The sequence below is a fragment of the Mesoterricola sp. MK458 genome, from assembly GCF_055384935.1.
On record NZ_AP045075.1, the window covers coordinates 3,378,279 to 3,396,001 of the forward strand.

General features: G+C 71.0%; 19 protein-coding genes and 1 riboswitch. Of the genes, 5 read left to right on the forward strand and 14 right to left on the reverse strand.

The window, feature by feature from the left end; genetic code table 11:
* Window positions 1–33: 33 nt before the first annotated feature.
* Genes ACZ5LB_RS14715 through bluB form a run of 3 tightly spaced genes read left to right on the forward strand, consistent with a single transcriptional unit; the run spans window position 34 to window position 2,930 of the window.
* Window positions 34–1,491: an anion permease gene (locus tag ACZ5LB_RS14715; protein WP_464602963.1), complete on the forward strand. Its 1,458-nt coding sequence runs from the start codon at window positions 34–36 to the stop codon at window positions 1,489–1,491.
* A 44-nt stretch (window positions 1,492–1,535) separates the two neighbouring features.
* A complete protein-coding gene (locus ACZ5LB_RS14720) occupies window positions 1,536–2,261 on the forward strand; it encodes a DUF4097 family beta strand repeat-containing protein (protein ID WP_464602964.1) in 726 nt (241 codons plus the stop codon).
* A gap of 36 nt (window positions 2,262–2,297) precedes the next feature.
* Window positions 2,298–2,930, forward strand: a complete 633-nt coding sequence (gene bluB / locus ACZ5LB_RS14725; protein WP_464602965.1) for a 5,6-dimethylbenzimidazole synthase — start codon at window positions 2,298–2,300, stop codon at window positions 2,928–2,930.
* On the opposite strand, the gene ACZ5LB_RS14730 is transcribed toward bluB, so the two are convergent.
* From ACZ5LB_RS14730 to ACZ5LB_RS14765, 8 genes are read right to left on the reverse strand one after another with little or no spacing between them, the layout of a single operon-like run.
* A complete protein-coding gene (locus ACZ5LB_RS14730; protein ID WP_464602966.1) occupies window positions 2,931–3,446 on the reverse strand; it encodes a bifunctional adenosylcobinamide kinase/adenosylcobinamide-phosphate guanylyltransferase in 516 nt (171 codons plus the stop codon).
* Window positions 3,447–3,448: 2 nt separating this feature from the next.
* The gene (locus ACZ5LB_RS14735; RefSeq protein ID WP_464602967.1) at window positions 3,449–4,018 is read right to left on the reverse strand and encodes a histidine phosphatase family protein; all 570 of its coding nucleotides are present in this window, start codon (window positions 4,016–4,018) and stop codon (window positions 3,449–3,451) included.
* Window positions 4,015–4,743 (reverse strand): adenosylcobinamide-GDP ribazoletransferase, encoded by a 729-nt coding sequence (gene cobS, locus ACZ5LB_RS14740; protein WP_464602968.1) that lies wholly within the window; start codon window positions 4,741–4,743, stop codon window positions 4,015–4,017. Before cobS ends, ACZ5LB_RS14735 begins: the two co-directional genes overlap by 4 nt.
* Window positions 4,740–5,774: a nicotinate-nucleotide--dimethylbenzimidazole phosphoribosyltransferase gene (gene cobT, locus ACZ5LB_RS14745; RefSeq protein WP_464602969.1), complete on the reverse strand. Its 1,035-nt coding sequence runs from the start codon at window positions 5,772–5,774 to the stop codon at window positions 4,740–4,742. Before cobT ends, cobS begins: the two co-directional genes overlap by 4 nt.
* Before the next feature lie 11 nt (window positions 5,775–5,785).
* Window positions 5,786–6,505, reverse strand: coding sequence for an ABC transporter ATP-binding protein (locus ACZ5LB_RS14750; protein WP_464602970.1), 720 nt, complete (start codon window positions 6,503–6,505; stop codon window positions 5,786–5,788).
* A complete protein-coding gene (locus ACZ5LB_RS14755) occupies window positions 6,499–7,470 on the reverse strand; it encodes a FecCD family ABC transporter permease (RefSeq protein WP_464602971.1) in 972 nt (323 codons plus the stop codon). The genes ACZ5LB_RS14750 and ACZ5LB_RS14755 overlap by 7 nt, the downstream gene beginning before the upstream one ends.
* The gene (locus tag ACZ5LB_RS14760) at window positions 7,467–8,288 is read right to left on the reverse strand and encodes an ABC transporter substrate-binding protein (RefSeq protein WP_464602972.1); all 822 of its coding nucleotides are present in this window, start codon (window positions 8,286–8,288) and stop codon (window positions 7,467–7,469) included. The genes ACZ5LB_RS14755 and ACZ5LB_RS14760 overlap by 4 nt, the downstream gene beginning before the upstream one ends.
* Before the next feature lie 33 nt (window positions 8,289–8,321).
* The gene (locus ACZ5LB_RS14765; RefSeq protein WP_464602973.1) at window positions 8,322–10,304 is read right to left on the reverse strand and encodes a TonB-dependent receptor plug domain-containing protein; all 1,983 of its coding nucleotides are present in this window, start codon (window positions 10,302–10,304) and stop codon (window positions 8,322–8,324) included.
* Window positions 10,305–10,380: 76 nt separating this feature from the next.
* Window positions 10,381–10,580, reverse strand: a riboswitch (cobalamin riboswitch).
* Between the two features lie 48 nt (window positions 10,581–10,628).
* On the opposite strand from ACZ5LB_RS14765, the gene ACZ5LB_RS14770 reads away from it, so the two are divergent.
* Complete coding sequence (locus ACZ5LB_RS14770) at window positions 10,629–11,072, forward strand: hypothetical protein (protein ID WP_464602974.1); 444 nt, start codon at window positions 10,629–10,631, stop codon at window positions 11,070–11,072.
* Here the strand turns inward: ACZ5LB_RS14770 and ACZ5LB_RS14775 are convergent.
* The 5 genes from ACZ5LB_RS14775 to ACZ5LB_RS14795 form a co-directional block, all read right to left on the reverse strand.
* Complete coding sequence (locus ACZ5LB_RS14775; protein WP_464602975.1) at window positions 11,069–11,650, reverse strand: non-canonical purine NTP pyrophosphatase; 582 nt, start codon at window positions 11,648–11,650, stop codon at window positions 11,069–11,071. The two genes, ACZ5LB_RS14770 and ACZ5LB_RS14775, sit on opposite strands and share 4 nt — an antisense overlap.
* A gap of 244 nt (window positions 11,651–11,894) precedes the next feature.
* Window positions 11,895–12,956 (reverse strand): 23S rRNA (adenine(2503)-C(2))-methyltransferase RlmN, encoded by a 1,062-nt coding sequence (rlmN, locus tag ACZ5LB_RS14780; RefSeq protein ID WP_464602976.1) that lies wholly within the window; start codon window positions 12,954–12,956, stop codon window positions 11,895–11,897.
* Window positions 12,953–13,879: a lipoyl synthase gene (lipA, locus tag ACZ5LB_RS14785; RefSeq protein ID WP_464602977.1), complete on the reverse strand. Its 927-nt coding sequence runs from the start codon at window positions 13,877–13,879 to the stop codon at window positions 12,953–12,955. The genes rlmN and lipA overlap by 4 nt, the downstream gene beginning before the upstream one ends.
* 38 nt (window positions 13,880–13,917) lie before the next feature.
* On the reverse strand, window positions 13,918–14,694 hold the full coding sequence (locus ACZ5LB_RS14790; RefSeq protein ID WP_464602978.1) for a thiazole synthase: 777 nt from the start codon (window positions 14,692–14,694) through the stop codon (window positions 13,918–13,920).
* Between the two features lie 62 nt (window positions 14,695–14,756).
* Window positions 14,757–15,191 carry a secondary thiamine-phosphate synthase enzyme YjbQ gene (locus ACZ5LB_RS14795; RefSeq protein WP_464602979.1) on the reverse strand — a complete coding sequence of 145 codons (435 nt, stop codon included), beginning with the start codon at window positions 15,189–15,191 and terminating at the stop codon, window positions 14,757–14,759.
* A 78-nt stretch (window positions 15,192–15,269) separates the two neighbouring features.
* Here ACZ5LB_RS14795 and ACZ5LB_RS14800 point away from each other — a divergent pair, with 78 nt between their 5' ends.
* The gene (locus ACZ5LB_RS14800; protein WP_464602980.1) at window positions 15,270–15,803 is read left to right on the forward strand and encodes an RBBP9/YdeN family alpha/beta hydrolase; all 534 of its coding nucleotides are present in this window, start codon (window positions 15,270–15,272) and stop codon (window positions 15,801–15,803) included.
* Here ACZ5LB_RS14800 and ftcD read toward each other — a convergent pair.
* Window positions 15,796–17,625 carry a glutamate formimidoyltransferase gene (gene ftcD, locus ACZ5LB_RS14805; protein WP_464602981.1) on the reverse strand — a complete coding sequence of 610 codons (1,830 nt, stop codon included), beginning with the start codon at window positions 17,623–17,625 and terminating at the stop codon, window positions 15,796–15,798. The genes ACZ5LB_RS14800 and ftcD overlap by 8 nt on opposite strands.
* Window positions 17,626–17,723 lie beyond the last annotated feature (98 nt).

Here is a 17,723-nt window from a genome sequence, read left to right on the forward strand (position 1 = left end):
GGAGTATCCTGGACGCAAATCCAGGAGGCAACCATGAATACGAAAGTCATGAAGGCCCTCGGCCCAGTCCTCTTCTGGCTCATCCTGAGGCTCCTTCCCGTTCCAGCGGGCCTTACGCCCGCGGCCTGGCACTTCTTCGCCGTCTTCGCGGCGACGATCCTGGGCCTGATCCTGGAGCCCCTGCCACCCGCGGCCGTGGGGTTCATCGGCATTTCCTTCGCCGCGATCATGTGCTACGTGGCGCCGACGCCCGCGGCCTCCGTGGCGTGGGCGCTGGCGGGCTTCTCGGACAAGACCGTCTGGCTCATCTTCGGCGCCTTCATCTTCTCCATCGGGTACGCCAAGAGCGGCCTGGGGCGGCGCATCGCCCTGCTCCTGGTCAAGCTCCTGGGCCGGCGCACCCTGGGCCTGGGCTACGCGATCATGCTGGCCGACCTGGTCCTCGCGCCCGGAACCCCTTCCAACACGGCCCGCAGCGGCGGCACGATCTTCCCGGTAATCAGCAACATCCCGGCTCTCTACGGCTCCGAGCCCGGCCCCACGGCCCGGAAGATCGGCTCGTACATCATGTGGACCGCCTTCGCCTCCACCTGCGTGACCAGTTCCATGTTCCTCACCTCCCTGGCGCCCAACGTGGCCGCCCTGGCCATCCTGCGCTCCGTGGGCAAGATGGACGTCACCTGGATGAACTGGTTCATGGGCTTCCTGCCCATGGGCATCCTGCTGCTGGCCCTGGTCCCCCTCCTTACCTATTTCCTCTATCCGCCCGAGGTCCGGGTGTCCGAGGAAACTCCGGCATGGGCCGCCGGCGAACTCAAGAAGATGGGCGCGTTCAAGTTCTCGGAAGGGGCCATGGCGTGCCTGGTGATCCTCGCGGTCGCCCTGTGGATCGTGGGCTCCAACAAGAACATCCGACTGCCGCTGTTCGGCTCCAATTTCATCGACGCCACGGCGGTCGTGTTCTTCGTGATCTCGGCCATGGTCGTGCTGGCGGTGGTGACCTGGGACGACATCCTCGCCAACAAGCCCGCCTGGAACGTCCTGGTGTGGTTCGCGACCCTCGTGACCATGGCCGACGGCCTCAACAAGGTGGGCTTCGTCACCTGGGTGGCCAAGGCCGTCGCCGCGCACCTGGCGGGCTTCTCTCCGATCCTGGTGATGGGCGCCCTTGTCGCCTTCTTCTTCTTCGTGCACTACCTCTTCGCAAGCCTCACGGCCCACACCGCCGCCGTGCTGCCCGTGGTCCTGGCCTCGGGCCTGGCCATCCCCGGGATGCCCGCCAAGGCCTTCGCGCTCCTGCTGTGCTTCGCCCTGGGCATCATGGGCGTGATCACCCCCTACGCCACAGGCCCCGGCCCCGTGTACTACGCCAGCGGCTACATCTCCACCAAGGCCTTCTGGGGGCTGGGACTCTTCTTCGGGATCCTGTTCATCGCGGTCCTGATCTTCCTCGGGATCCCCTGGCTGACGGTGGTCCACCCCGTGGGTTAAACCCGGCCCGGTTCCCTCCGTATCCCCACCGAACGGAGGGAACCATGCATCTCCTTGCCCCTGTCGCGGCCTTCATCCTCATCGCCCCTCTGGCAGCCCAGACCGTCGTCGTCCAGCCCGCTCCCGGCGCCGCCGCCAGGGAGACGCGAACCGTCTCCCTGGCCCCGGGCGCGCCCCTCCAGGTCCGCAACGTCAACGGCCGCATCCGCGTCACCGTCTGGGACCGCTCCGAGGTCGAGTTCACCGGCTCTTTCACCCCCTCCCGTTCCGGGGAGCAGGTCAAGGTCGTGCTGGAAACCCGGGGCGGCGGGCTGGAGATCCGCGGGGAGCACCCCAGGGAGTCCCGCAAGGGCCCGACCTGCGACATGGACCTCAAGGTCCCCCGTTCCGCCCTCCCCACCCTGGAGACCGTCAACGGCCCCGTGGAGCTCAAGGACGTCACCGGCGCGGCCGAGTGCAGGACGGTGAACGGCGAGATCACCCTGGAAGGGCTCCAGGGATCCCTCAAGGCCAAGACCGTCAACGGTGCCATCACGGGCCGGGGCCTGACAGGCCCGGTCAGCGCCAAGACCGTCAACGGCGCCATCAGGCTGTCGTCGCAGGGCCTGAAGGGCCGGCTCAGGGCCACCACCGTCAACGGCGACCTGCGCATCAGGAGCGAAGGCGCCAAGGACGTGCACGTGTCCCGGCGCAGCTTCGAAGCCTCGTTCGGGGATGGCTCCAACATCCTGCAACTGAAGACCGTCAACGGGGACATCACCCTGGATTGAACTACACTGGGCTGAGCTGCCGAGGACAGCCCGACCATGCCGGCCTTCCCCCCCATCTTCCAGTTCCAGCTCCAGGAGCTGTTCCGCCTGCGGCGGGACGTGCGGCGCTTCCTGCCGGACCCGGTGCCCGAGGATCTCTTCACCGAGCTGCTGGAGGCCGCCCATCACGCGCCCTCCGTCGGGCTCTCCCAGCCCTGGCGCTTCGTGAGGGTGGACGACCCCGCCCGGCGCCAGGCCGTCGTGGACGAATTCCAGCGCGCCAACGACGCCGCCTCGGCGCGCTACGACTCCGAACGGGCGCGCCTGTACCGAAGCCTCAAGCTGGCCGGGCTCAGGGAGGCCCCCATCCACCTGCTGGTGTGCGTGGAGACGGACCCCGATTCCGGCCACGGCCTGGGCCGCCAGACCCAGCCCGAGACCCTGCGGGACTCCGCCGTGTGCGCCATCCAGAACCTCTGGCTCACCGCCCGGGCCAAGGGCGTGGGGGTGGGCTGGGTGAGCATCCTGGAACCGGAGCGCCTGCGCGCGGTCATGGACCTGCCCCCCACCTGGGGCTGGGTCGGCTACCTCTGCATCGGCTGGCCCCAGGAGGAACCGGAGATCCCCGTGCTGGAGATCGCCGGCTGGGACCACCGCAACCCCCTGGCCAAACACCTGCTGCAGCGATAGCTACCGCAGGCGCAACGGGCATCCGGCGACGAAGAGCCAGGCCTCGTCCGCCGCCCTCGCCGTGGCCTGTCCCAGCCACCCCGCCAGGTCCCGGAAGCGCCGCAGCCCGGGCTCGGCCGGCACGGGGCACCAGCCCAACTCGTTGCCCACGATGACGATGGGCCAGGGGCTGCGGGCGAAGGCCGCCAGTTCCTCGTCCCAGGCCCGCAGGATCTCATCGTCGGACCCCTCCATGCGATCGCCCAGCCAGAGCGTGAGGCAGTCCAGCACGACGCCCGAGGGCGGGGGGTCCAGGCGTTCCAGGGCCTCGGACACCCGGGCCGGAGCCTCCAGGGTGCGCCACCCGGGGCGCCCGGCCCGGTGGCGCGCCACGCGTTCGAGCATCTCTCCGTCGGCGGGGTCCGGACGGTAGGTGGCCACGAAGACGACGCCTTCCCCCCAGGCGGCGGCGCGCTCCACCGCATAGGAGCTCTTGCCGCTGCGCACGGGTCCGGTGAGGAAGAGGATCCGCCCCACGGTCAGCCCGCGAGCCGGTTGTGGAACCGCAGCACCCCGCGGTCGGGGGCGTAGGCGTCCACCCGCGTGAGCCCGAAGGGCTGCCAGGACAGGTCCAGGGCGCGGGTGGCGGGCAGGCCGATGTAGTGGGCCAGAATGGCCCGCAGGGGTCCGCCGTGGGCCAGCACCAGGGTCGCCCCCTCCCCGTCCAGGGATCCCTGGAGCGCCAGCAGGGCCCGGCCCGAGCAGGCCAGGAAGCTCTCCCCGCCCGGGGGCACGCCCCGGACCGGGTCCCGGAAGAAGCCCTCCGCGCCGTCCACCTCGTCCCAGGGCCTGCCCTCCCATTCGCCGAAGGCCTGTTCCGAGAGGCCCGGCAACACGAGGCAGGGCAGCCCCAGGTCCAGGGCGTGGTCCCGGGCCCGGCCCAGGTCGGAGGTGAGCACGCGGCGGATGCCCAGGGCAAGCAGCTCCGCCTTCACCCGGGGCCACTGGGCCCGGCCTTCGGGCGTCACGGGCAGGTCCAGGCGTCCCAGGGGCGCCCCCTTCGCCACGGCCTCCGTGGGCCCGTGGCGGAGCAGGTAGAGGGGCATCATCGCGCCACCAGCGCCAGCAGGGCCGCCGCCTCCACCAGCTGGTTCCCCGCGCCCAGCAGGTCCCCGCTCTGGCCCCCCAGGCGGCGCTTGAGGTACAGGGCCCAGAGGCCCAGGGTCCCCAGGGCCGCCAGGGCGGCCCGGCCCAGGCCTGGGAGGCCCCGGCACAGGAAATTCGCGGCCAGGAGGATCGTGGTGGCGCCCAGGAAGGGCCCCCACCGCATTTCGCCCCCCACTTCCTTCGCGAGGCCGGGAGCCACCGGCGGCAGCAGCCCCATGAGCGCGCTGATGGACCACCGGCCCCACACCATGGCCAGGGGCAGGGCCCACAGGGCCCTCCGGTCCAGGGCCACCAGCGCGCTCCAGCGCACCGCCAGCAGCACCCACAGGGCCATGGCGCCGTAGGCGCCGATGCGGCTGTCCTTCATGATCTCCAGCACCCGCTCCCGGGTCCATCCTCCGCCCAGCCCGTCCATGGCGTCCGTGGCCCCGTCCTCGTGGAAGCCGCCGGTGATCATCAGGCCGCAGCCCACCGCGACGGCGCCCGCGAGGGGCGCGGGCCAGACCCGCATCCCGAGCGCAAAGATGCCCGCGGTCGCACCCCCCACCATCGCCCCCACCAGGGGAAACCAGCCCACCCCCGCGGCGATGTCCTCCACGCGGGTGGCCCGGCCCGGCATGGGGACGCGGGTGAGGAAGCGGATGGCGGCCACCAGGCTCGGGATCATGGGCGGCTCACGCCCGCGCCGGCGAAGGTGGCCATCTCGCGCACCACCGCGCAGGCCGAGCGCAGGATGGGCACCGCAAGCGCGGCTCCGGTGCCTTCGCCCAGGCGCAGGTCCAGGTCCAGCACGGGCTCCTTGCCCAGATGCTCCAGCAGGCGCCGGGCCCCGGGTTCCGCGCTGCGGTGGCTCCACACCAGGAAATCGTCAAGGCGCGGGTCCAGGGCCAGGGCCACCAGGGCCGCGGCCCCGGCGATGTAGCCGTCCACGATCACCGCCCAGCCGCGCGCGGCCGCGCCGAGCATCGCCCCGGCCATGGCGCCGAACTCGGCGCCGCCCACCGCGGCCAGCGCGCCGATGGGATCCGAAGGGTCCGGCCGGCGCGCCTCGAGCACCTGGCGGATGACCTCCATCTTGCGGCCCAGACTCGCCCCCGCGACACCGGTGCCGGGGCCCACCGCCTCGGCGGGGTCCAGGCCCGTGAAGGCGCACATCAGGATCGCGGCCACGGAGCTGTTGGCGATGCCCATCTCGCCCACGCCCAGCAGGGCGAAAGGGTGGGCCGGCAGGAGCGCCACTTCGTCCAGGCCCGCCTGCACCGTGGCCTCGGCCTCGGCCCGCGTCATGGCCGGTTCCGCCAGGGCGTCCCGGGTGCCCCGAAGGACGTTGCGCTGGGCCACCCCGGGAAAGGGGCAGGGGGACGCCACGCCCACATCCACGACCCGGTGGTGGATGCGGTTGGCCCGGCAAAGGGCGGAGACGGCCGCGCCGCCGCCGGCGATGTTGGCCATCATCTGGACCGTCACCTCCTGGGGGTACGCCGACACCTGGTGGCGGGCGAGGCCGTGGTCCCCCCCGAAGGTGAGGATGCAGGCCTCCGGATCGGCCGGGCGCAGGGTGCCGGCGATCCAGGCCAGCTGCGCGCCCAGGCTTTCCAGGCGCCCCAGGGCCCCCAGGGGCTTTGTGAGGTCGTCCACGTGCCGCAGCACGGCTGCGCGGAAGGCCGGGTCAAGGGCGGGCAGGGCCGGAAGGCGCATGGGATTCCTCGTCAGGGAAGTTCCAGGGCGAGACCCTGGGCGGGAGCGGCCATCACGCGGAAGACGGCCGCGATGAGTTCCGGGGTGAGGATGGCTTCGGGCGGGCCGAAGCCCACCAGCCGTCCCTGGTCCAGCACCATCACGTCGTCGAAGCGGAAGGCGGTGCGCAGGTCGTGAAGGCTCACCAGGAGCGTCGATCCGGCGCTGGCCAGGTCCCGGCCGAGCCGGAGCACCTCCAGCGCGTGGCGCACGTCCAGGTTCGCGGCGGGCTCGTCCCACAACTGAAGCGGGGCGCCGGTGGCCAGGGCCCGGGCCAGGAAGACCCGCCGCCTCTCGCCCCCGCTGAGCTCCGTGATGGGACGCGCCTCCAGGTGCAGGATGTCCAGGGCCTCCAGGGCGGCCTCCACCCCGCGGCCGTCGTCGCCCCAGGCGTGGCGCCCCTGGGCCACCACCTCCCGCACGGGGAACGCGAACTCCGCATGGCTCTCCTGGCCCAGCCAGCTCAGGGTCCTCCCCCGCTCGAGGAAGGGGATGCGGGCCAGGTCCCGGCCCTGCCAACGGATGCGCCCTCGCGCGTGGAGGAGGCCCGCCAGCACCTGGAGGAGCGTGGACTTCCCCGCGCCGTTGGGGCCGACCACCGCCACCATCCGGCCCGGTTCCAGGGCCACGGACACCTCCCGGAGGCGGGTGCCCAGGGTGAGGCCATCGGCCTCCAGGGCGGGCTTCAGCATGGGTTCCGCCGCAGCATCCAGAGGAGGAAGGGCCCGCCGACGAGGGCGGTCATGGCCCCCAGGCGAAGGCCTCCCGGCACGAAGCGCGTGGGCAGGTCGCACAGGAGCACCAGGGCGGCGCCGCCCACCATGGACAGAGGCAGGAGCCGCCGGTGATCGGGACCGAACGCCAGACGCAGGAGGTGGGGCACCAGCAGGCCCACGAAGCCCACCACCCCGCCCACCGCGGTGGCCAGGGCCGTGAGCACCGTGGACAGCGCGATGAGCTGCCACCGCAGGCGGCGCACGTCCACCCCCAGGCTCTGGGCCGAGGGCTCGCCCAGGCTCAGGAGGTTCATGGGCCGGCCCAGGGGCAGCAGGAGGGCGCAGCCCAGGAGCACCCCGGGCAGGCCGATGGCCACGTGCTCCCAGGTGCGGTTCTCGATGCCGCCCATGAGCCAGAAGAGGATCTGGCCGCTCACTTCGAACTTGCCGGCGGACATCGCCAGCAGGAAGCTGGTGCCCGCCCCGAAGAAGGCGTTCAGGGCCACGCCCGAGAGCAGCAGGTGTTCGGGGCTCGCCCCGCGCCGGGCCAGCACCAGGACCGCGCCGGTGGCCAGGAAGGCTCCGGCGACGGCCGCCAGCGGCATGGTGAGCAGGCTGGCCTGGCAGCCCAGGGCCAGCACCGCAACGGCCCCCAGGGCGCCCCCCGCGCTCACGCCCAGGAGGCCCGGGGACGCCAGGGGGTTGCGGAAGAAGGCCTGCATGGTCACGCCCGAAGCCGCGAGACCGGCCCCCACCGCGATGCCCACGAGGGTCCGGGGCAGCCTCAGGTCCCAGAGGATGGTCCGGTCCAGGGCGTCGCCCCGGCCGGCCAGGGCCCTCAGGAGCGCCATGGGCCCGAGGTTGGAGTCGCCCAGCCCCAGGGAGCCCGCCACCGCCAGCAGCAGGATCAGTCCCAGGACCAGCCCGGCCCGGCGCCTCACCGGAACCGCTCTGGGTGCAGGGCGCGGGCCAGGAATTCGTAGGCGTCGATGCGGGCCTGGCTGGTGGCCGACATGAGGGGTCCGGGCACCTCCACCAGGTTCCCCCGGCGCAGCGCGTCCAGGTATTTGTACGGGGCCGTCGCCCGGAGGCGCTCGGCCATGCGTTCGCCTTTGTCCGTGACCAGGACGTCCACCTTCCAGGTCAGCACCTTCTCGCCCGGCGTGGGCTGGTGGCCCCGGATGCCCTGCTCGGCCGCGACGTTAAGGGCCCCGGCATGGTCGCACAGGTCCTGGAAGGTGGTGTCCGCGCCGGCCGTGAAGGGGTAGAGGCCCACGGACAGGACCCGCACGGGCCTCACGCCCTTCAGCCGCCGGTCCAGGTCCGCCACCCGCGCCTTCCACTGTCCGATGAGCTCCTCCGCGCGTTCCCGGCGGCCCAGGGCCGCGCCGATCTTCCGCGCCGCCTGGTACAGGTCCTCAAGGGTCTCGAAGCGCTCCACGACCACCAGATCCACCTTGGCCCGGCGCAGGATGGTCAGGGTCTCGGGCGCCGTCCAGGCCGCGGCCAGCACCAGGCCCGGCCTGAAGTGCAGGACGTCCTCCGCGGACCCGGTGCGCAGGCAGGGGTACTTCGCGTTCACGCGCACGTCCGGGGTGAAGGCCGGGTCCCGGGCCAGGTGGCTCAGGGCCGCGATCTGGCCGGGGGCCGCCAGGGCCACCAGGAGCTCGTCGGTGCCCACCGTCTGGCTCACGACCCGCGTGGGCCCCCCCGCCCACAGGAGGGCGGGGAGGAGGAGGACGGTCAGGAGGCGGCGCATGTGCAAGGGTGTGTCCTTCACGCAGGAAGGTTTCTAGAAACGGTAGCGCATCTCGAGCGTCATCGTCGGGGGCTGGGCTGGGAACCCGAAGATCTGCGAGGCGTCGTTCTCGAAGTCCCGCTCCCGGGCCAGCCACTGGGCCACGGTCGTGCGGGGCTGCAGCAGGTGGTCGCCCCTCAGGGAAACGGCCAGGGCCGGTCCCAGCGCCAGGGTCGCCTTCAGGCCAAGGTCGTTGAAGTGCTGCCTGAAGGCCGTGGGCAGGCCGTAGTCGTAGCGTGGCCCGATCCAGGACCACCAGCCTTCGAGCCGGAGGTCGCCGAAGGTGCGGTGGCCGTTGAGCCCCAGGGACTGGAAGGGCTTGCGGATCACCGCCGCGGAGGAGAACCGTGCGCCGGGGGCGGCGCGCTCGTCCCGGAACTCCTGGTTGCGGTAGAAGCCCTGCAGGCTCCAGGCCTCGGTGCGGTAGCCCCCCGTCACCTGCGCGGACTGGAGCCGCAAATCCGATCCGTTGCGGTAGATGCCCGAGTAGTAGCCGCCCCAGGAGGTGGGGATGAACTGCCCCCCGTCGGCGTCGAAGTACACCAGGTTGGCGTAGCGGGTGCGGGAGAGCTCCAGCCCCGCCGTCCAGGGCCCCTTCCCGAAGGTGAGGCCGGCCTGGGTGGTGAAGCTGCGTTCGTTCTCCAGGGTCTGGCCCTGGTACTGGGCGTTGTAGATGGTCTGGAAGAGCAGGGGGTTCGCGAAGGCCGTGCCCGCGGAGGCGTAGGCCCGCAGCCCCGGCGCCAGGATCCAGTTGGCCCCCAGCTTCCAGGTGGTGCGGGACACCCGGGTTTCGGGGGCGTCGGGGAAGGTAAGCCGGTCCTGCTCGGCGCGGACCGTCGCCACCACGCGCAGGCTGGCGGTGAGCTCCGTCTGGTCCTCGAGGAACAGCCCCACGTGGCGGCCCTTGGCCGGGTCCAGGGTGCCCGCGAACCGGGCCGTCTCCTGGTAGGCGTCGAAGCCGGCCTGGAGGGTGGTGGTGCGGTCCACCCGCCAGGTGAGGGCCCCGTTGGCCTGGTCCCGCCGGCTCGTGTACCGCTCCGTGGCGGCGCCGTCGGTGTAGTTTGGCTCCAGGCGCGTCTGCAGCGCCTGCCCCAGGGTCAGCTCCGCCAGGAGCGCCGGGGACAGGGTGGAGCGCAGCGTGGCGCTGACCACCTCGGTGCGGCTGAAATCCTGGCGGGAGGGGACGTACTGGGACGCGTCCCGGTTGCCGGAACCGTAGTCCGCGTAGGTGATGGGAACGGGCACGCCCGCGAAGGCGTTGCGGTAGCTGGCGGTAAGCAGGGTGTCGGACCCCAGCTGCTGGCCCCCCCCCAGGAAGACGCCCGAGGAACGGAAGGGGTGGTCGGCTTCGGTGGCGCCGTCCTCCTGCTGCGCGCTCACCGAGGCGCGCACCCAGCCCGAAGTCCACCCGTAGGCCGGCGCGAAGAGGCCCTGGCGGATGGCCTGGCTTCCGGCCCCGGCCCGTACCTGTCCGCTGAGGCCCTCCCGGGCGTGGCCCGCCGAGTAGAGCGCCACCACCCCCGACTGGGCGTCCGAGCCGAAACGCGTGGAGCAGGGGCCCTGCTGCACCTCGATGCGCTCGATGCCCGCCAGGGAGACCATGGAGAGGTTCACCCCGCCCAGGCCCGTGGCGTCGGAGAGGCGGATGCCGTCCAGGGTCACCACCGTGTCCTGGGCCCGGCCCCCGCCCAGGTTCAGGGTGGCGGCGGTGCCCACCCCGCCCGAGGCGAACACCTGGCCCGGAAGCAGCATCCTGAGGAGGTCGCCCAGGTTGTCGGCGCCCCGGGCCTCGATGGCGGCCCGGTCCACCACGAGGACGGGATTGGGGGTCCGCACCAGCTCCACCGGGGTGGCTTCCGCGGTGACCGTGACGGTGGCCGAAGCGTCGGACCGGGGAGGCGGTGGCTCCACCACGGGGCCTCCGGCCCTCAGGCCGGCACCCATGGCCAGCAGGAAAAGAATTCTTGAATTGCCCATTGCATGCTCCGCGCATGGTGCCGGGGGAGCAGTGAAGGCATCGCCGGTTGGGCAAGGGCCCTCCCCGTCCCCACGACGGTTGGGTTAATGCAGGACCGGTCTCCGGGCTCGCACGCGACAGGCATCTTTCGATGCCCCTGGAACCTTCCCGGGGATACGCCCCAGTGGATCCAGCAGGGTCTCCCGGTCCATGGCGCTCGGCCCGGGGTGCATACCGTTGCGGGGCAGCGCAGGATTCCAACCTGCTTCCCGAACATCCAGCACACGCTGTAGGGCTCAAGGTTCGCAGGAGGCCGGGCGGATTTCAAGGTGCATAATGGGTCCATGCCCACCCGTCCCCTCTCCCAGACGAGTCCCAAGCTGCTTGCGATCCAGAAGGACCTCCAGCAGCTGGCGTCCATGGCCGGCTACCTGAACAGCGCCATCGACATGCCCCAGCTCCGCCTCTCCTTCACCCTCTACGGGCGGGTTCTGGTGGCCGACGCCGGGGAAGGCCTGGCCATCACCCCACGCCTCCAGGCATGGGCCGACCGCGTGGCGGTCCGCCTTCGGGAGGACAGCTCCTCCGCCGTGCTCCCCCCCCAGATCCAGATCTCGGCCCCCCAGCCCCTGCCCAACGGCGAGGGGCACTACGTCATCGCCACGTTGACGTTCAATTCCAAGGTCACTGAGCAGGGATACCAGCGGGTTCGGAACGCCATCCTGGCCGCCTACCAGGCAGCCGTGAACCTGCGGGAGAAGAAGATCTGGGGCGACGAGGAGGCCTAGCGCACGGCTTCCAGGAAGGCTCGGCTTGCCCGGGACCGGTGGCTCAGGGTCTGCTTCACGGCGGAGCTGAGCTCCCCGAAGGTCTGGTGGTGCCCTTCCGGCACGAAGATCGGGTCGTAGCCGAAGCCCTGGGTCCCGCGGGGCTCCAGGGCGAGGTGGCCTTCCACGGACCCGCCGAAGGTCGTGGGATCGCCGGCCGTGGGCGCCCAGGCCAGGACGCACACGAAACGGGCCGAACGGGCGGCGCCCTGGGGCATGAGGGACAGGAGGCGGCGGTTCCGGGCATCCTGGGAAAGCCCCGGCGCGAACCGGGCGCTCAGCACCCCGGGACCGCCCCACAGGGCATCCACGCAGAGTCCGGAGTCATCCGAGAGCACCCCATCGACCGGGCCGGTCCCATGGCGGGCCCACCAGTCCCGGGCGAAGGTCGCCTTCTGCAGGGCGTTGTCCTGGAAGAACGCCCCGTCCTCGGGAATGTCCGGCGCGTCGGCGGGCCACGGGAGGAACGTCACGTCCCGGAGGAGTTCCCCGAATTCCCGGAGCTTCCCCGCATTGCGGGAGGCGAGGAGGATCTTCATCTACATCCTGGAATAGGGATCGGGGTTGTACGGGTCTTCATAATACGGATCCATCGAGGGAGGCTGGCCCGCGGGCGGCCAGGTCTCCGCGGGGGGAACCCAGGATTGTGAGACGTCTTCCGGCAGATTCATGCGGAACCTCGATCAGGAACGAGGTGAACGCTACCACGGTTGAATCGGTTCACCAATGGTCGGCGGTCACACCGATAAATTAATGTTTAATCAAACCAGCCCGCCGCGCCATTCATTTGAGGAGCTGCCCGCAGGCGCCCTGCACATCCCGGCCGCGGCTTTTGCGCACCGTCACGAAGCAGCCCCTGGCCTTCAGACGATCCAGGAAGGCCTGGAGACGCTCCTCCTCCGGCTGCTTGAAGGCGGAGGCCGCATGCTCGTTCATGCGGATCAGGTTGATGTTGTGGCCGTGGCGCAACTCACCCAGCCAGTCCGCGAGGCGGTCGGCATCCTCCACCGTGTCGTTCTCCCCGGCCAGGAGCACGTACTCCAGGAGGAACTTCTCCCCGGGCGCCAGCCCCCAGGCGTCCAGGGCCTCCCGCAGGCGGGCGAGGCCCCACACGCGGTTGACGGGCATCACCCGGCTCCGGGCCGCGTCCGTGGTGGCGTTGAGGCTGAGGGCGAGCCAGGGGCGGGGGCGCAGCCCCGCCAGCCGCTCGATGGCGGGCACCAGCCCCGAGGTGGACACCGTGATGCGCCGCGTGGAGATGTTCAGGCCCCAGGGATGGTTGAGGATGCGGATGGCCCGGTGGACGTTGTCCAGGTTGTGCAGGGGTTCCCCCATGCCCATGAACACCAGGGTGATGGCGTGGGGCTGGGCGGGGCCCAGGGTGCGGATGAGGCTCAGCACCTGCCCCACGATCTCCCCCGCGGACAGGTTGCGCCGGATGCCCATGGCGCCGGTGGCGCAGAAGGTGCAGCCCATGGCGCAGCCCACCTGGCTGCTGATGCAGAGGGTCACCCTGGGGTTTCGCACGTCGCGCGGCATGTGGACGGCCTCTATGCGCTCCCCGTCCCGCAGGCGGAGCACCACCTTGGTGGCGCCGTCCTCGCTGGGGTGGCGCTCCACGATCTCGGGGAGGGACGTGTCGAACGAGGCCGCGATCCACTCCCGGGCCTGCCGGTTGAGGAAGAGCCCCTCGGGCCGGTAGGTCCAGGGCCGCTGCAGGCGGCCGAAGACGTGCTCCGCCCGGCCCGGGGCCGCCTCGAGGTCCTCCGGCAGCAGCCCGAAGGCCGACGGCAGTCCCGCCGCCTCGGGGGCCGGAGCGTCCCAGGGGTGGGCGTGCGTGGTCATGCGATGGAGATCCCTTCCATGGCGCTCACTTCGTGGGCGTTGAAGCTCGAACGCACCAGGGGCCCCGCATACACCGTGCGGAATCCCATGGCCTTGGCCTTGCGTCCCAGTTCGGCGAAGGCGTCGGGGTGCACGTAGCTCCGCACCGGCAGCTGGTGGCGCGTGGGGCGCAGGTACTGCCCGAGGGTGAGGATGTCCACGCCGGCCTCCACGAGCTTCCCGAAGACCTCCAGCAGCTCGTCCTCGGTTTCGCCCAGCCCCAGCATCAGCCCCGACTTGGTGCGGAACTCGTCCCCGAACAGGGCCGTGCCCAGGCGCTTGGCGTGGGCCAGGACATCCAGGGACCGCTGGAAGCGCCCCGCGGGCCGAACCTCGGCGTAGAGGCCGGGCACCGTCTCGGTGTTGTGGTTGAAAACCGCCGGGCCCGCGGCGACCACCTCGGCCACGGCGTCCAGGTTCCCCATGAAGTCCGGGGTGAGCACCTCCACCCCCACGCCCGGGTTGTGGCGGCGGATGGCGCGGATGGTGCTGGCGAGGTGGGCGGCGCCCCCGTCGGGGAGGTCGTCCCGGTTCACCGAGGTGAGCACCGCGAAGCGCAGCCCCAGGGAAGCCACCCGCAGGGCGGTCTCCTCCGGCTCCCGGGGGTCCAGGGGCAGGGGCTTGCCGCTCTGGATGGAGCAGAATCCGCAGGCCCGGGTGCAGGTGTCGCCCATGAGCAGGAAGGTGGCGGTGCCGTGGGTGAAGCAGTGGTTGCGGTTGGGACAGCGGGCCTCCTCGCACACCGTGTGGAGGTCGGATTCCCGCATCCCGGCCTTCATGGCGTGGAGATCGGAAAGCTTGACCTTCTCCTGGACGATCCAGTGGGGAAGCCGGGGATGGCCCTCCAGGACTTCGCGGCCGGATCGTCTTGAGAATCGAGGCATGTATGGGCTCCCTTGCCCAACCAGGATAACCCGGCGCCTCAGCTTTTCCCCACCACCCCACCCACCGGGCTGGAGGCGCTGGCGTACAAGCGACGGGGCATGCGGCCGGCCTCGAAGGCCAGGCGCCCCGCCTTGACCGCGAAGTCCATGGCCCGGGCCATCTTCACGGGGTCCGAGGCCTCGGCCACGGCCGTGTTCATGAGCACCGCGTCCGCGCCCAGCTCCATGGCCACCGCCGCGTCGCTGGCCGTGCCCACCCCCGCGTCCACGATGAGCGGCAGGCCGAACCCCCCCACCACGTCCCGGAGGATCTGGAGCACGTAGGGATTCTGGACCCCCAGCCCCGAACCGATGGCCGAACCCAGGGGCATCACCGCCGCGCAACCCACCTCGCAGAGCTTTTTCGCCAGGATGGGATCCGCGTTGATGTACGGCAGCACCACGAACCCCTCCTTCACCAGGATCTCCGCCGCGCGCAGCGTCTCCTCCCCGTCGGGATAGAGGCTCAAGGGGTCGCCGATCACCTCCAGCTTCACCCAGTCCGTCTCCAGGGCCTCCCGGGCCAGGCGGCACACCCGCAGGGCGTCCTCCCGGGTGTAGCAGCCCGCGGTGTTGGGCAGGAGGGCCATGCCCTTGGGAATCCAGTTGAGGATGTTGTCCTCGCCCTTGGCGGAAAGGTCGAAGCGGCGCACCGCCAGCGTGACCATCTCCACCGAGCCGGCCTCGTAGCACGCCTTCATGGTGGGAAAATCCTTGTACTTGCCCGTTCCCAGGATGAGGCGATTACCGAAGGTGCGGCCGGCGATGGTGAGCATGGGCGACTCCAAAAACGAGGTTCCAGTCTACTGCACCGGAGAATCCGGAGAGCCTCCCAGGCTCACTCGCCGATGATCTTGATCAGGACCCGCTTGTCCCGCCTGCCGTCGAATTCGCCGTAGAAGATCTGCTCCCACGGTCCGAAATCCAGCCGGCCCTCCGTGACGGCCACGACCACTTCCCGCCCCATCACCTGGCGCTTGTGGTGGGCGTCCCCGTTGTCCTCCCCGGAGCGGTTGTGCAGGTACCCTCCCCGCGCGGGATCGCTCCCGGCGTTGAAGGGGGCAAGCTGCTCCAGCCAGCGCTTGTAGTCCTCGTGGAGGCCCGGTTCGTCGTCGTTGACGAACACGCTGGCGGTGATGTGCATGGCGTTGACCAGGCACAGGCCCTCCTGGATGCCGCTGGCCTCCAGGGCTTCTTCCACGTCGGGCGTGATGTTCACGAATCCCACCCGTTCCGGTTCATGCAGGGTGATGGTGCTTCGATGGGATTTCATGGGCGCCTCCGCAGTCGAGCATTATAGGATCCCGGCCCGAATGGGTGCAGAATGGGCGCATCCATCCCAGGTGTCCCCATGCGCCCGCCCATCCTCATCATCCCCGGCCACCGGAACTCCGGACCCGGCCACTGGCAGAGCCTCTGGGAGGCCTCCCTCCCCGGCGCCCGCCGCGTCGAAATGCCCAACTGGGACTTCCCCCACCGCCCCGACTGGGTGGAAGCCCTGGACGCCGCCATCCGCAGGGCAGGGGAGGACGGGCCCCCCATCCTCGTGGCCCATTCCCTGGGCTGCCTCGCGGTGGCCCACTGGGCCGATGCCTACCGGCACCCCATCCACGCCGCGCTCCTGGTGGCGCCCACCGACGTTGAGACCCCCGAGGGCCTGGCGGAGTACCCGTCCTGGGCCCCCATCCCGCTGCACAGCCTGCCCTTCCTGAGCCGGGTCGCGGCCTCCAGCAACGATCCCCACGTGACCCTGGAGCGGGCGCGGTTCTTCGCCGACGCCTGGCAGAGCCGGTTCACGGACGTGGGGCCCAAGGGGCACCTGAACACGGCCTCGGGGCATGGTTCCTGGGCCCAGGGCGAAGGCCTCCTGGAGGACCTCACCTGACCAGCATGGCCTCCAGCTTCGCGTCCCCGTGGGCGGTGGCGCGATCCAGCAGGGCCTGGGCCCGGGCCAGCAGTTCGGCGCAGGTGGCCTTCATGGCTCCGTTGTAGGCGTCGTCCTTGATGTCCTTCAGGTTGATCAGGACGTTCCAGATGCCGCCCCGCACCCCGGCGAAGGCGATGGTGAAGCCCACCATGGTGTCGGTGATGGACGCGGGGTTCCCGTGGTGCATGGCCAGTTCCGCCGCCTCCATGGCGGCGTAGCAGGTGCGCGCCGTGTTCAGGGGCACGTCCACGGCCAGCTTCAGTCCGTCCTGCATGGCCCGCTCCCGCGCCGCCTTCTCCTCGGGGGTGCCCGCCGGCAGGCGCCGGGCTTCCATGTAGGCGGTGAAGGCGTCGGTGTCCTCGTCCACCGCCAGCACCAGGGCATCCTTGGCCTTCTGGGCCGCTTCCGCGGCCTGGCGCAGCTCGGGCGCCCCGGTCTGGGTGAGGTTGGCCACCATGGACGCCAGGGCCGCGCCCAGGGCGCCGGCCAGCGCCGCGATGGAGCCGCCCCCGGGCGCCGGGGTGTCCCGGGAGACCTCGTCCACGAACGCGGAGCCCGTCATGGCCATGAGGCCCTTGGGGTAGGTGCGGGGCAGCCCGATGACCTTCTTCTCCACCTCGAAGGGCGCCACGTCGGCGAGCCCCATGGAGAACACGGCGTTCTCCAGCACGTCGGCCACCGGCACGAAGGGGCTCTTCCCCTGCACCCGCAGGTAGTGCTGGCCGGCCTTGAGGAGCGCCTGATAGGGCACCAGACCCACGATCTCGCTGCCCGTGACCACCAGCCCGCGCTCCGTCGCCATGCGCCGGGTGGCCTCCAGCACGTCCACGGGGCTCGTCACCTTGTAGTCGGTGAGGTTGATGGAGAGCTGGGCCCGCTTGTACTGGTCCACGTACCAGCCGATGGCCTTGCAGTGGGTGAAGAGACCGGCCCGGTGGACCTTGCGCCCCACGACCCCCTTGGCCGCGTCGATGTCGTTGAGCTTGAGGAGGTGGCGCAGCTCGTAGCCGTGCTCGGCCCTGCAGTGGGCCTCCACCTCCTCGAAGGTGGCGAAATCCGTTTCGCAGTTGCCGCAGGGGAAGCACCCCTCCCGGTAGAACAGGATCTCGCCCGAGCTGTAGAAGGCGTCCTTCTGGCCCCTGCGGGCCACGCGGCCCTTCTCCCGCAGCTCGAAGGCGATGTCGGTGGCGTGGTTCTTGTCGCGGCTGTTGAGGGTGACGTTGTAGGCCACCAGGAACTCCCGGGCGCCCGTGATCAGCGCGCCGGCACGGGCATCGAAGCGCGCCGGGCCGAAGTCCGGGGCCCACTGGGGATCCTTGAGCTTCTCCTCCAGCCCCTCGTACTCGCCCTTGCGCACCACCGCGAGGTTCCGGCGCTCGGGGCGGGTGGCGGCGTGCTCGTACAGGTACACCGGCAGCTCCAGCTCCCGTCCGACCCGCTCGCCAAGCTTCCGGGCCAGGGCCGCGCAGTCGGCCAGGGTCACGCCCTCCACCGGCACGAAGGGGCACACGTCCGTGGCGCCCATGCGGGGATGGGCACCTGCGTGGCTGGCCATGTCCAGCACCCGGGCCGCGGTCTTCACCGCCTGGAAGGCGGCCTCCACCACAGCCTCCGGGCTCCCCACGAAGGTCACGACGGTGCGGTTGGTGTCGGCCCCGGGATCCACGTCCAGGAGGGTCACCCCGGCCACCGCCCCGATGGCGTCGGTGATCTGGCGGATCTTGGCCAGGTCACGGCCTTCGGAGAAATTGGGAACGCATTCCACCACCTGGTGAGCCATCGTACGCCTCGCGAAAAATCGTTCATTCCAAGATGCCCTGGGGTGCATCCCGGGCCAAGCGGCTTGTGACAACCATCGCAGGGGGAATGGACCTTGAT

What these genes read in the sequence shown, in the direction of transcription:
- ACZ5LB_RS14715 (WP_464602963.1), top strand. Translation starts at nt 34, where the DNA reads ATGAATACGAAAGTCATGAAGGCCCTCGGCCCAGTCCTCTTCTGGCTC.
- ACZ5LB_RS14720 (WP_464602964.1), top strand. Translation starts at nt 1,536, where the DNA reads ATGCATCTCCTTGCCCCTGTCGCGGCCTTCATCCTCATCGCCCCTCTG.
- bluB (WP_464602965.1), top strand. Translation starts at nt 2,298, where the DNA reads ATGCCGGCCTTCCCCCCCATCTTCCAGTTCCAGCTCCAGGAGCTGTTC.
- ACZ5LB_RS14735 (WP_464602967.1), bottom strand. Translation starts at nt 4,018, where the DNA reads ATGATGCCCCTCTACCTGCTCCGCCACGGGCCCACGGAGGCCGTGGCG.
- cobS (WP_464602968.1), bottom strand. Translation starts at nt 4,743, where the DNA reads ATGATCCCGAGCCTGGTGGCCGCCATCCGCTTCCTCACCCGCGTCCCC.
- cobT (WP_464602969.1), bottom strand. Translation starts at nt 5,774, where the DNA reads ATGCGCCTTCCGGCCCTGCCCGCCCTTGACCCGGCCTTCCGCGCAGCC.
- ACZ5LB_RS14750 (WP_464602970.1), bottom strand. Translation starts at nt 6,505, where the DNA reads ATGCTGAAGCCCGCCCTGGAGGCCGATGGCCTCACCCTGGGCACCCGC.
- ACZ5LB_RS14760 (WP_464602972.1), bottom strand. Translation starts at nt 8,288, where the DNA reads ATGCGCCGCCTCCTGACCGTCCTCCTCCTCCCCGCCCTCCTGTGGGCG.
- ACZ5LB_RS14765 (WP_464602973.1), bottom strand. Translation starts at nt 10,304, where the DNA reads ATGGGCAATTCAAGAATTCTTTTCCTGCTGGCCATGGGTGCCGGCCTG.
- ACZ5LB_RS14770 (WP_464602974.1), top strand. Translation starts at nt 10,629, where the DNA reads ATGCCCACCCGTCCCCTCTCCCAGACGAGTCCCAAGCTGCTTGCGATC.
- ACZ5LB_RS14775 (WP_464602975.1), bottom strand. Translation starts at nt 11,650, where the DNA reads ATGAAGATCCTCCTCGCCTCCCGCAATGCGGGGAAGCTCCGGGAATTC.
- rlmN (WP_464602976.1), bottom strand. Translation starts at nt 12,956, where the DNA reads ATGACCACGCACGCCCACCCCTGGGACGCTCCGGCCCCCGAGGCGGCG.
- lipA (WP_464602977.1), bottom strand. Translation starts at nt 13,879, where the DNA reads ATGCCTCGATTCTCAAGACGATCCGGCCGCGAAGTCCTGGAGGGCCAT.
- ACZ5LB_RS14790 (WP_464602978.1), bottom strand. Translation starts at nt 14,694, where the DNA reads ATGCTCACCATCGCCGGCCGCACCTTCGGTAATCGCCTCATCCTGGGA.
- ACZ5LB_RS14795 (WP_464602979.1), bottom strand. Translation starts at nt 15,191, where the DNA reads ATGAAATCCCATCGAAGCACCATCACCCTGCATGAACCGGAACGGGTG.
- ACZ5LB_RS14800 (WP_464602980.1), top strand. Translation starts at nt 15,270, where the DNA reads ATGCGCCCGCCCATCCTCATCATCCCCGGCCACCGGAACTCCGGACCC.
- ftcD (WP_464602981.1), bottom strand. Translation starts at nt 17,625, where the DNA reads ATGGCTCACCAGGTGGTGGAATGCGTTCCCAATTTCTCCGAAGGCCGT.